Genomic DNA, 12571 nt, shown 5'->3' with positions numbered 1-12571 from the left:
GATTAATATGAAATTTTTAAAAAACAAAACCAAGACTTCAAATTTTCTAAGACTTTTTTTAAATTACTGTATTCTCCTATTTTCTCCAAGCTTTGTTATAATGCAGTACAGTTCTATTTTTGAGGCAAATTCATTGAAAATTATCTTTGCAGGCACGCCAGAATTTGCTGCGACTGCTCTTCAAGCCCTTATAGATACAGACAATGAAATTATTGCTGTCTACACTCAACCTGATCGAAAGGCTGGGCGTGGACAAAAATTGACTGCATCAGCAGTAAAAATATTAGCTCAACAACATAATTTAGCCATCTATCAGCCTTTGCATTTCAAAGCGTCTACCGAAGAGGGGCTAGCAGCTCAACAAGAGTTGGCTGCGCTGAATGCTGATGTTATGGTCGTCGCTGCATACGGATTAATTTTGCCTCAAACTGTACTCGACACCCCAAAATACGGTTGTTTAAATATTCATGGTTCATTATTACCACGCTGGCGTGGTGCAGCACCTATTCAAAGAGCAATTTTAACAGGTGATCAAGAAACTGGTATAACCATCATGAAAATGGCTGCCGGGCTTGATACTGGCGATATGATGTATAAAACCCTCTGTCCTATACAAGCAACTGATACCTCAGCAACGTTATATGAAAAATTAGCTGCTCAAGGTGCTATGGCAATTTGTGAAGTCTTGAAATCTGAACAAACTTTACAAAACTATCTAGATCATCGTGAAGTTCAGGATGAAACGTTAACCATATATGCCCAAAAGCTATCCAAAACAGAAGCAAAAATTGACTGGACTTTATCTGCAATAGATATAGACCGCAGTATCCGTGCATTTAACCCTTGGCCGGTTGCATTTACTCCCATTGATGAAAATAATAATTTACGTATCTGGAATAGTGAAATATCAAGTGAAAATGCTCAAAATGCCGCACCAGGCACTATTTTAGCAATCAATAAACATGGTGTTCACGTGGCTTGTGGCACAAATAGCAGTATTTGTCTAACAAGTCTACAATGGCCAGGCGGTAAAGCACTAAATGCCGTTCAAGCTATGCAAGCTAATAAATTGGTTATTGGACAGGTTTTAGCATGAGTCAGTCAACCCAACCAAATCTGGCAAATAAAAAACTCAATTTACGTGCCCAAATTGTTCGAACATTATTACAAGTTCAACAGGGTCAATCTTTAGCTAGTCTGCTAAACCGACAATTAGAAAATGTGAATGAACGTGATCGAGCCTTATTTCATGAGTTACTACTTGGTTCATTGCGCCAGTGGTATGCGTTAAAATCAGTCACTTTACCTTTACTCACCAAACCATTAAATAATGAAACAGTAGAGAGCTGTCTATATCTTGGCTTATACCAATTGCTCTATACCCGTATTCCCGTACATGCTGCTATTTCAGAAACGGTAAATGCAGTAAAACAGCTTGGTTTTGAAGCACTGAGTGGTGTTGTTAATGCCATTCTGCGGAAAGTTTCACGTGAAACCCCAGATTTCCAAAAACAGTTAAATCAGGCACATGGTTTACCCAGCTGGCTGTATAAACGCCTAAAAAAAGACTGGCCTGAACAAATTGAACAACTTTGCCAAAATTTAAAAGACAATGCTCCATTAACACTCCGAATAAATGTACGCAAAATCAGTCGTGATGCTTACTTAAACAAGCTCAAAGGACTGGATATTGCCTGTCGCCTTTGCGAAATATCAGATGTAGGCATCATTCTAGAACAATCTGTACAAATCACCCAGCTTCCAGGTTTTGAAAAAGGCTGGTTCTCTGTACAAGATGAACATGCTCAGCTTTGTGCAAACTTATTGCCAGATTTAGCTGGAAAAATTGTACTAGATGCCTGTGCCGCCCCTGGTGGGAAAACAGCTCATCTACTCGAAAAATTTGATGTTGCAGAGTTGATCGCTCTAGATCAGGATGCTAAACGTCTTGTTCGCGTTTCAGAAAATCTGGAACGGCTGGATTTGTCTGCTGAACAAAAAGTCCAGATCATTGCCAGTGATGCAACTCTTTGGACTGCGCCTACACCACTTGACTGTATCGTACTTGATGCACCTTGTTCAGCAATCGGTGTCATACGTCGTCATCCCGACATTAGACTATTACGTCAATCAACAGACATTACCCAAACTGTTGCACTACAAAAAAAGATTTTAGAGCATATGTGGACTCAGCTAAAAGTTGGTGGAACCTTACTCTATATCACCTGCTCTATTTTAAAAGCTGAAAATGAACAACAAATGATTGAGTTCTTTACTGAGCATACTGATGCACAAGAAATTAAAATAGATGCTGACTGGGGGCTGGAGCAGGTCTATGGGCGCCAGCTTTTACCAGAATCAGGAAAAGGCGATGGATTTTTTTATTGTAAAATCAAAAAAATAGCATAATAAAAAAGAGGCTTTTAAAAGCCTCTTTTTTATTTTTCTATAGTGTATGCTGATCTTCTATCACTTCAATGGTTTCATCCAGCTCTTCTGGATGCTTCATTAGATGGACGATGGATAAAAATAATCCACCCCATACAAACAGCATTGAAATAACCATCATAATGATCGCTGAAGTATTCATTATTGTTCTCCTATCGATCTTTCATCTTGGATAATATCACGGCTACAACACCGCAGAAAATCACACAGCCCCAGCCAAAAATCAGCTGCATACTCATACTGTATGAATCATAACCTTTGGTGACCAAACCAAATATTGTCATGGCTAAAGTTGTAAGTAAAATCAGCGAAGTGATAACAGTTAATGTGAAATCCCAACCCCGTCCTAACTGAATTGTAGAAATGCGGTTAATGTGATTTTTCAAATCAGTTAAAGCTGAACGTTTAAACCATGCAACACAAATAATCGATAATAATGCGCCGCCAATAATACCGATATTATTAATAAAATGGTCAATAATATCGACAAGCTTGATTGAGTTTACACTTGAGAATAAGAAAATAGAAACAGCAGCTGAACCGCCACCAATGATCGTTACAGCCTTTTTACGTCCCCATTTTAATTTATCCTGCATTGCCGCGATAGGGACTTCCAATATACTCACCATTGATGAGATACCCGCAACAAATAATGATGAAAAGAATAAAATACCAAATAGTCCAGCACCTGAACCTAGACTTGAAATAATTTTAGGGAAAGCGATAAAGGCTAGGCCAATCCCTCCACTAACCACTTCATTTACTGGTTTTCCAGCACTAAAAGCCATAAAGCCCAGTGCAGCAAAAATACCGATCCCCGCCAAAATTTCTGTAGAAGCATTGGCAAAACCAACGATCATGCCAGAACCAGTCAAATCCGTTTTTGGTTTTAAATATGATGAATATGTCACCATAATCCCGAAACCGACTGAAAGCGAAAAGAATGTATGACCATAAGCGGCAAGCCATACTTTATAATCCATCATCGCAGACCAGTTCGGTGTAAAAAATGCATTTAACCCTTGTACCGCTCCAGGTAAGCGCAATGCCTGAATAACGAGAATTGTGAATAAAACAAATAATAATGGCATGAAAATTTTATTTGATAACTCAACACCCTTTTTCACACCACCATATAAAATGATTAATGTCAGCACCCATATTCCAACAATCGGCCAGAATAGATGACTGACATAGCGCATATCAAAGCCAGATGAATCTGTTGTTTGTAGATATGTCTTAAAGAAGAAGCTTTCTGGGTCATTTCCCCATGCCTGTTCAATAGAGAAGTAAATATAACTTCCAGCCCAAGTCAGAACACTGGCATAATAAAGCCCTATCACAATACATACACAAACTTGCCACCAACCAAGTGTTTCGCCTCCTTTAAACAAAGCACGATACGCTTTAGGCGGCGAGTTATTACTTTTATGACCAACTGCATAATCTAAAAATAAGAGCGGTAACCCCGCTGTAATAAGAGCAAGCAAATAAGGGATAAGAAAGGCTCCCCCGCCATTTTCATAGGCAACATACGGAAATCTCCAGATATTGCCCAATCCTACAGCTGATCCAATCGCTGCGATAATAAAGCCCGAACGAGCGGACCAGTTTTCCCGTTTTTCTGTCATAAAACACCTTAACCTTATTATGACTTTTAATGCTTTTTATCTTTCTTAAAGTCTCTGCAAAAAAAGTACCAAAACAAATTCCTTATCGTTCAAAATAACCATGTTGGGTAAACGTGTGCTATTTTTGCAAACGCGCAATTTTTTAGTATTACCTGGATAAAGTATATACTTTACAAATTACGTATATGTGCCCCCACATTACCCGCTTTTTTAAAGAATTTCTGCAAAATTTTAGTTTTTTAATCCCGGATACATCGTTTAAGAATCAAAAATACTCATTTATAAATCTTTTTGGATTTAATTTGTTCAATCTATTTAAAATAATGAGTTTGGTAAACGATAGTGACCAATAATTTTATATTCATGCAAAATATCATTTTCCTGTGTTCCATAACCAATATTGTGAATCACTAAAGGGGTTTTAGATAACATCGTGGTTTTATTTGAAATGATGCCAATATGGGTTAAGCCTTTACCTAAATCCCAAGTTACGATATCTCCTGCCAGATATTTTTGATCTTTCACCTCATAACCTTGTCTTTTAAAATACGTCATAATATTTGGAACACGTCTATGATCAATATTTTTATCTGTCGTTTTTAATCCCCATTTTTGTGGATACTGCTTAAAGTTTTTCTTCATATCCTCATGGATACGCTGTTGCAAATCAATTCCCTGATGCCTAAGTGCTCGGATCACCACATCCGTACATACTCCTTTAACCATAGGGACATCACCATTTGGATATTGCAATCGGGTATAAGCTGGATCATAGAACAAGGTTTTTCCAATCTGCGAGCGTGCATCATCAACCAGTTTAGTCGATTGAAAAGCGAAAATACTAATCGACATCAAGGCGCTGATCGCACCTATTAAAAATATTCTAATTTTCATCATTTTTCTTCATAAATAGGGTCTGTTGGTATTTCAAAAAGCATGCATCACTTCACTTAGCCTACTAAGTTTATAATTCACAATAAAATAAAGTAAAAAACATCCTTTTCCTGCTTGGCCTTATACTTCATCCAAAGCAGTGCATTATACTCGCTCAGGATAGTTACTAAAATAATCTCAAATGTTGTTATAAGCCATTGAAAATAGTCTCGTTATTCTCTGGTTTCTATCTGGTTTTTTCAATCCTGGCTGACAATGCATTCCATTTCTATAATATCAAGAGACCTTAATCAAAAGGAGCCGAAGCTCCTTAAATCCTGAGTTATTGTTTTATCGCGAGCAATCTCTCTTCTTGCATATCCCGAATGGCTGATTGAATGCCTTCACGACCTATTCCTGAATCTTTAATCCCTCCATAAGGCATATTATCCACCCTGAATGTCGGAATATCATTAATAATGACGCCACCAACTTGTAGATGATCCCATGCATATAACATTTTATTCAGATTCTGCGTGTAAATACCCGCCTGTAACCCATACCTACTGTCATTGATGCGTGCAATACCTTTTTCAAAGTCTTTATATTTTTCAATAATTGCTACTGGTCCAAATGCTTCATTTTGATAAATTTCCAATTTATCATCGACATTTTCAAGCAAGGTAGGCTCAAACATTACGCCTTTTAATCCCCCACCATTGAGTATCTTTGCACCCTTTTTTTCAGCTTTATCTAGCCATTTTTTAAGCCTAACTGCTTCTGCCTCCTTAATCATAGGACCAACAAGTGTCGTATCCAGATTTGGATCATCTGCTTTTATTTTTTTAACTTTGCTCAATAGCTTTTTCTTAAACTCTGTATAAATATCTGCATGTACTAAAATGCGCTGCACACTAATACACACCTGACCTGCCTGATTATACGCACCACCCACAATTCGATCAAAAAATGCATCTGATAGCTCGGTATCAGGCTCTACCAATACGGCTGCATTCCCACCTAGTTCAAGCGTCACCTTTTTCTTGCCTGCCCTATTTTTCATATCCCAGCCTACAGCATCTGATCCTGTAAAGCTAAGAAGCTTAAAGCGCTCATCCGTAACCAGAATATCCGCATGTTCACGCTGACAAGGCAAGATTGAAAAAGCTCCTTTAGGTAAATCGGTTTCACTTAATACCTGTGCAATTTTCAATGCAGAAATAGGTGTTAAACTGGCAGGCTTTAAAACAAATGGGCAACCTGCTGCAATAGCAGGTGCAATTTTATGTGCGGTTAGATTTAACGGAAAATTAAACGGACTAATCAATGAAACAGCACCGATCGGTACATGTTGTACAAAACCACGAAAACCACCTGCAGCAGGTGTAATTGCCAAGGGAATTAAACGCCCATCATCAATTTGAGTCACTGCATCGGCAGCTGTCTGAAATGTATTAATTAACCGCTCAACTTCAGCCTTTGCCGCCAATTTCGGTTTACCACCTTCAATAATGAGTAGCTCGACCAGTTCATCACGCATTTCATTAAATCGCTTCACACAATGTAGTAAAATTTTCTGTTTCTGAAATGGTTTTAAGGCAGCCATGTCCTGTTCCGCCTTAAGTGCCGAACTAATGGCTTTTTCTAGAGTTTTATCATCTGCTAAAGCAACTTTGGCATACAACTGACCTGTATATTTATCATGTATCTCTAACCATTGCCCTGTCTTAGCTGGTTTATTTGCAACATAAAGCGGAAATTCTGGTGTATTTGTTATTTCAGATTGTGATTCCATGATTACTCTCAATTAAAATTTTAATAATGAAAAAAGCTTAGATCCTCTATATCATGCGCTCAGTAGTGCTATGAATAAAATATTTTTAAGTAACAAAATGATGGTTTCAAATATCATTTCAAACCGAGGAAACAATGAAAATTTCAAAATTAATGTTACTGGCAACAGCCTTGCTTTTAAGCCCTTTATCCAGAGCCGATTTTATCGGGCTTAAAGGAGATATTAGTTATTGGTTCTATGATGGGAAAATAGAAAACAGTCAGCCATTAAGCAACAATCAGGACATCGACTGGGATGGTGCAGTACAAGCTTCCATCGCATTTGAGCATCCTGTTCCGTTCTTACCAAATGCAAAAATCAAATATACTGATTTAAATAGTACAACACATAACAATTCTGATGCATATGGCTCTAATAAGGTTGATTTAACCAATACTGATTACATTTTGTATTATGAAATTTTGGACAATATCATCAGTGCAGACATCGGTGCAGGTTTGGCAAATATCGATGGTGACATTAGACAATACGATCCAAGCCAATATATGAATTACAGTATCTCGGGGAATGCACCTATCGTTTATGCATCTGTGGGTGGAAAGCTTGCATTTACGGGACTAAGTGCCAAAGGAGAGATCATTTATGGTGGAGATAGCGATATTACACTCACTGATATTCAAGCAGAATTACAATATAATTTTGTACAAAACCTGATCGTTGATGTCGGTGCTAAAGTCGGATATCGTTATATGAACATCGATGTTGATGATGACAAAACCAAATTTAGCACTGATTTTAAAGGTCCATATGTTGGGTTAAACGTACATTTCTAATCAGTCAGATCTCATTTTTTCACATTTGTAGGAAATAACTTACATCACATGCAATCATTAGCGTATAGGCAGATAGCATAGAAAAAACTATTATGAACACATCAGGAAACAGGAAGTTTCCAGAGTGCAAATAATAAGAATAAAGCAGATAACAGCAGGAAGCTGAAAGGTACGACAGGAGTTATACCTAACAACCAATACGAAAAAGCCCAGACAGGATGTTTGGGCTTTTTCTTATATTTATTTTTATGGTGTTAACTTTAACAAAGCAGCATTTTCACCATCTTCAATTACCCAGATCGAACCATCTTTTGCTTCAAGCAAACCACGAATACGTTGCTTCATATTTAGACGTTGTACTTCAGTTACTGGCTTAGCTTGAGTATCAACAATCACTATTGATTCCGAAGACAATCCACTAATCAAGGCTTTGTTTTTCCATGCAGGAAATACATCACCTTTATAAAAAATCAGACTAGATGGAGAAATAACGGGTGTCCAACTGATTTCTGGAGCTTTAAATTCTGGACGCGTATGATGGTCTGGGATAGGTGCCCCATCATAATGATCACCATTGGAAACAATTGGATAGCCATAGTTGTGACCTTTGATGACCAGATTTAACTCATCTCCCCCTTTTGGTCCCATCTCAACATCCCACAGTTGATCATTAGCATCAAATGCAATCCCTAATGGATTTCTATGCCCTAGAGACCAAACCTGTTTAGCAATATGACCTTGATTAACAAATGGGTTCCCTGAAGCGGGTGTACCATCATCATTCAATCGCAGGATTTTTCCTAAATTTGATTTCATATCCTGTGCTGGATCAAACTTTTGTCTCTCTCCTGAGCTGATCCATAGCTTCCCCTCTTTATCAAATAACAAGCGATGTGAATAATGACCTTGTCCTTCAACTTTTGGAACCTGATACCAGACTGGTTTTAGATTTTTAATATACGGTTTTTCAGGTTGACTTAAATCTAAAGTTCCACGTGAAACAACAGCTCCATATCCTCCTGATCCAGCCTCTGCATAACTTAAATAAATTTGATGATTCTGATTAAAGTCAGGATGTAAAACAATATCGCCTAAACCACCTTGTCCTCCATAAGCAACTTTAGGCAAACCTTTCACCTGCGTTTTTTTCTTTGTATCTGGATCAAATAGCTGCAAAGTTCCCTTTCTTTCTGTAATTAGCAAATTCCCATTATTTAATGCTGCAATTGACCATGGTTCATTAAATGTCGCTATCTTTGTAGTTGTATAACGTTGATTGATTTGCTTTATCTCTATGTCTGAAGCTGACAATTCTGACTTTTCTTTAGAATGAACAGTATTACTTTGTACATTACATGCGATTAAAACTGTTGAGCTTGTCACTATTGCCGTGACAAGCAGACTCGGTCGAAATTTTTTCATTATGCTCACCTGTCTTTATATCATTTAAATATGTTTCTTCATTGTAAATAATTATCGTCAATAGACTATTTTTTATTCGTAACAAGGCAAGACTAAATGCCGAGAATAAAAAAGCCATTGAATCTTTCAACGGCTTTTTTATTTTTATTAGCTAATACAAAGACTTTGGTAACTTGATTTGGATAATCTCATTATCATCTGCCAATTTAGCATTACGCCCTGTAGAACCTGGAAAATTATTATCATTAAAAATAGTTAAAGTGTTTTTATTCTCAATCACTACACTTTCAATTGTTTCAAATGGAAAGCTAAAAGTTTTTCCTGTACCAATATCACCTTCCCTTGCATTTTTATAAAGCAGATCTGGATTATCTAGCTTCATTAAATCAACCAGATCAGAACGTTCAATGGCTTTACCTGCTTCACCCAACTTGATCCGGATCAGTTTTTTATAACCTGCCAAATTATTTTGTGTCGCATCACGTTCAATAATAATGCCATTCTGATTATCAAATAGTTGAAATTCACCTATATTGGTTGCTTTACTATCGAGAGTGAAATAATAATATTTCCCTGTATATGTTTTTTTCTTTAAATCAAACTGAGAAATTAGTAGATTCCCTGTAGCATCATTTTTCAATGGTTTTTCTAACAGTGGATATAAATATTGTCCATCCTGAGAAAGTGCCATACCTTCAAAACCACCACTTTGCTGTACTAAAGGCTCAACATAATTAATATTGGCTTTATTAAACTGATTTTGTGGTGAACGTAGCTCCTTACCGGATTGGAAAGGATTTGGTAACGGAATAGGAGGATCAAGCAGAATACCCTTTTCAGAAAAATGTAGCAGATATGGACCAAATTCATCTCCGACCCAGTAAGTACCATCAGCAGCTCTTTGCATAGATTCCGGATCAAAATCTGCGCCTGTAAGCAATCTTTCAGCAGTATCTTTCTGTACGATGTCAAAAGGGATTAGCTTATTAGGATCTTTTAATTGTATAAAGCCAAGAACATCTACTTTGGAAGTCCCGCCAGTCGCTGTTTTAAAATTTGGTTTAATCTGGTAAATTCTGAGCAAATAATCAGAAGAATTATCCTGAGCACCGAAACCATTATCGGACATTGCCATATAACTCCCATCCGCATTTTTTAATACTGATGAAAACCCCTGTACGGGTTGTCCTTTAAACGGTGGATATATCCCATTTGCCCCTTTGACAAAATTACCGGAATTCGGTCCTTCTGCATAAGTTTCAACATCTAATTTAGCAAATGATATGAGCATTGGCTTTTGAATATTATCTACATTTTTACCTGTTTCTTTATCATCATCACATGCCACTAGACCTGTTGAAAGTAATACAGATAGACCGACTAAAAATAATTTGTTCATTATATGTCCCTTTAATCATGATCAATAATTAAAGACGATTTACATGACAAATCTCGGTCAAAATGATGAATTTTCAGAGAATAGCTTAATTTATATATTTAACCATTAATAACAATTATGCACATCATATAATTCCCTATTGTTCACCAAGAACATTGGCCAAACGCTGACTATGAGCAATTAAACGATCTAACCAGCGCTGAGCTGCAAATAGTTCCAGGCTCTTGGCAGCACTTAACTGATGATCATGTGCATAGGAAACAATATGTGCACGTAAATCAGTTCGATGATTTTCACTCCATTGTTTAAGATCAAATAAATCCATGTTCAGATCAGCCATATTTTTCTGAGAACTAAAGTCCTCTATTTGATTCAAATAATTATTCAGAATATTGATATAATCCAAGCCTAGTTGGTAAATGGAAGGTTCTTCCCGAAGCTCCTCCGCACTTTCGATTGCTTCAAGATCACTTCTAAGCACTTTCAAATAAACCATAATTCTTAATAATCGAACCAGATTTCGTTGTTCTTCACCCTCTTCTAAAATTGGGATAGCATCCAGATAATGTTTTAATGCCATAATAAATTCATCAATTTTAGCCAGCTGATAACTTGATGGGATCGTTCCATCCTGGATTGCTTTTTTTACCATCGACAAGACATCATACAAACAATAATTCATGACCTTATTTGCAGCGCTAATCGCCAATGCTGGTACAGATAGGCTGGTTTTATCGAGCAATTTTAAAATCGATGGAGATCGATCCGGAATCAAACTAACAATCAACTGCTCTATTTTTTTCAAAAAAGGTAAAAAAATCAAAATACCAGCTAGACTAAAACAGGTATGGTAGGCTGCAACCAGAATGATACTGTCCCATGCAGCGACATAAGTATTATTTTTATACAGCCATAAGAATACTGGCATTAATATAAATAACGCAAAAATTGCGGCAATTATTTTAAAAAAGACATGCACTGCTGCGGTACGTTTAGCATCTACTGTTGAACTTATTCCAGCCAAAACAGAGGTAAATACCGTACCTATATTTAAACCGATAACCAGACATAATGCCTGTTGTAAATCAATTGCATTCGTTGCAAGTGCAGCAATAGTTGCTGTTACTGCTGCACTAGAGGATTGCATCAAGATAGTCATTACAATACCAATGACTATAATCAAACATTGACTAAAAAAAGTATCACTTGAATATTGTGCAAGATTAACTTTGGAAGCAAAATCAGACATCGCTATCTGTAAAATTTCAATACCAAAGAAAATCAAACCAAATCCTGAAATAGTTAATCCTAATAAAGCTAAACGACCTTTTGCAAATAATTTAAGTATTGCCCCTAATGCAATTAAAGGTAATGCGATTTGTGCAATAGAAAATTTTACGCCTAAAAATGCAACCATCCATCCTGTACTAGTACTCCCCAAACTTGCACCAATAACAACACCGATCGCATGAGCAAAACTTAGCACACCAGCACTTACAAAACCTATAGTCGCTAAAGTTGTCGCTGTTGAGGATTGGACAATTAGTGTTAAAACCATTCCTGTGATTACTGCTTTAAATGTTGATCCAGTAAATTTTGATAGCCAGACACGAATTGTCTCGCCAGCCATTTCCTTCAGGCTATCCGTCATTAGAGCCATGCCTAATAAGAAAAGACCGATTCCCCCACATAATTGAGTAATTGTTATAAACACAGCAACCCCATTTAATCAAAGTTGTTATTATCATTATTAAAATATATAAATCAGTAAAATAAGCTAGTGTTATTAGAGTTAAGTAGTAATTTATTTTCACGTGAATTATGAAACATGTCTCGTATTCTACAAAACTGCTACATTTTTATTATATCCCCATAAAAAAAGCACCCTGATTCTATTGAATCAGGGTGCCTTGAATAATGAGCTGGCGATGACTTACTCTCACATGGGTAACCCCACACTACCATCAGCGCGAAGAGGTTTCACTTCTGAGTTCGGGATGGGATCAGGTGGTTCACTCTTGCTATGGTCGCCAGCACAACTGGGATGGTTAATCACTCAGGTCTTATTTTAAATGCCTGTGCTTTCGCCAAATGAGTTATTAACAGTTGACTGCTTTGAATCTGAAGTTTACGTTCTCGCATAAACTAAATCAAGTTACATTGTCTGGTA

10 protein-coding genes and 1 rRNA gene are annotated in these 12571 nt (G+C 36.9%); 3 read left to right on the top strand and 8 right to left on the bottom strand.

Annotation, left to right across the window (positions count from 1 at the left end; all coding sequences use genetic code 11):
* Positions 1-133: 133 nt before the first annotated feature.
* Positions 134-1096, top strand: a complete 963-nt coding sequence (gene fmt, locus KPC_RS11905; protein ID WP_121974595.1) for a methionyl-tRNA formyltransferase — start codon at positions 134-136, stop codon at positions 1094-1096.
* Positions 1093-2409 (top strand): 16S rRNA (cytosine(967)-C(5))-methyltransferase RsmB, encoded by a 1317-nt coding sequence (rsmB, locus tag KPC_RS11900; protein WP_121974593.1) that lies wholly within the window; start codon positions 1093-1095, stop codon positions 2407-2409. Before fmt ends, rsmB begins: the two co-directional genes overlap by 4 nt.
* A 37-nt stretch (positions 2410-2446) precedes the next feature.
* Here rsmB and KPC_RS11895 read toward each other — a convergent pair whose 3' ends face one another.
* From KPC_RS11895 to KPC_RS11880, 4 genes are all read right to left on the bottom strand, one after another.
* On the bottom strand, positions 2447-2590 hold the full coding sequence (locus KPC_RS11895; RefSeq protein ID WP_121974592.1) for a methionine/alanine import family NSS transporter small subunit: 144 nt from the start codon (positions 2588-2590) through the stop codon (positions 2447-2449).
* Between the two features lie 10 nt (positions 2591-2600).
* Positions 2601-4079: a sodium-dependent transporter gene (locus KPC_RS11890; protein ID WP_121974591.1), complete on the bottom strand. Its 1479-nt coding sequence runs from the start codon at positions 4077-4079 to the stop codon at positions 2601-2603.
* Positions 4080-4394: 315 nt separating this feature from the next.
* Positions 4395-4976 carry a DUF1287 domain-containing protein gene (locus tag KPC_RS11885; RefSeq protein ID WP_121974590.1) on the bottom strand — a complete coding sequence of 194 codons (582 nt, stop codon included), beginning with the start codon at positions 4974-4976 and terminating at the stop codon, positions 4395-4397.
* A gap of 319 nt (positions 4977-5295) precedes the next feature.
* The gene (locus KPC_RS11880) at positions 5296-6747 is read right to left on the bottom strand and encodes an aldehyde dehydrogenase family protein (protein ID WP_121974589.1); all 1452 of its coding nucleotides are present in this window, start codon (positions 6745-6747) and stop codon (positions 5296-5298) included.
* A 134-nt stretch (positions 6748-6881) separates the two neighbouring features.
* Here KPC_RS11880 and KPC_RS11875 point away from each other — a divergent pair, with 134 nt between their 5' ends.
* On the top strand, positions 6882-7580 hold the full coding sequence (locus tag KPC_RS11875) for a TIGR04219 family outer membrane beta-barrel protein (protein ID WP_121974588.1): 699 nt from the start codon (positions 6882-6884) through the stop codon (positions 7578-7580).
* Between the two features lie 246 nt (positions 7581-7826).
* Here the strand turns inward: KPC_RS11875 and KPC_RS11870 are convergent, their stop codons facing one another.
* From KPC_RS11870 to rrf, 4 genes are all read right to left on the bottom strand, one after another.
* The gene (locus KPC_RS11870) at positions 7827-9002 is read right to left on the bottom strand and encodes a PQQ-dependent sugar dehydrogenase (RefSeq protein WP_121974587.1); all 1176 of its coding nucleotides are present in this window, start codon (positions 9000-9002) and stop codon (positions 7827-7829) included.
* 151 nt (positions 9003-9153) lie between these two features.
* A complete protein-coding gene (locus tag KPC_RS11865) occupies positions 9154-10401 on the bottom strand; it encodes an esterase-like activity of phytase family protein (protein WP_121974586.1) in 1248 nt (415 codons plus the stop codon).
* 136 nt (positions 10402-10537) lie between these two features.
* A complete protein-coding gene (locus tag KPC_RS11860; protein ID WP_171334482.1) occupies positions 10538-12115 on the bottom strand; it encodes a Na/Pi cotransporter family protein in 1578 nt (525 codons plus the stop codon).
* 206 nt (positions 12116-12321) lie between these two features.
* Positions 12322-12436 (bottom strand): 5S ribosomal RNA (gene rrf, locus KPC_RS11855).
* Positions 12437-12571: the final 135 nt, after the last annotated feature.

Source organism: Acinetobacter stercoris, from assembly GCF_900323515.1.
Classification (GTDB): Bacteria; Pseudomonadota; Gammaproteobacteria; order Pseudomonadales; family Moraxellaceae; genus Acinetobacter; species Acinetobacter stercoris.
This window is presented reverse-complemented; position numbering and strand designations above follow the sequence as displayed.

Bases quoted from the DNA above. Each gene is read 5' to 3' on its own strand.
- rsmB (WP_121974593.1), top strand. From the start codon at position 1,093: ATGAGTCAGTCAACCCAACCAAATCTGGCAAATAAAAAACTCAATTTA.
- KPC_RS11865 (WP_121974586.1), bottom strand. From the start codon at position 10,401: ATGAACAAATTATTTTTAGTCGGTCTATCTGTATTACTTTCAACAGGT.
- KPC_RS11885 (WP_121974590.1), bottom strand. From the start codon at position 4,976: ATGATGAAAATTAGAATATTTTTAATAGGTGCGATCAGCGCCTTGATG.
- KPC_RS11875 (WP_121974588.1), top strand. From the start codon at position 6,882: ATGAAAATTTCAAAATTAATGTTACTGGCAACAGCCTTGCTTTTAAGC.
- KPC_RS11870 (WP_121974587.1), bottom strand. From the start codon at position 9,002: ATGAAAAAATTTCGACCGAGTCTGCTTGTCACGGCAATAGTGACAAGC.
- KPC_RS11895 (WP_121974592.1), bottom strand. From the start codon at position 2,590: ATGAATACTTCAGCGATCATTATGATGGTTATTTCAATGCTGTTTGTA.
- KPC_RS11890 (WP_121974591.1), bottom strand. From the start codon at position 4,079: ATGACAGAAAAACGGGAAAACTGGTCCGCTCGTTCGGGCTTTATTATC.
- KPC_RS11880 (WP_121974589.1), bottom strand. From the start codon at position 6,747: ATGGAATCACAATCTGAAATAACAAATACACCAGAATTTCCGCTTTAT.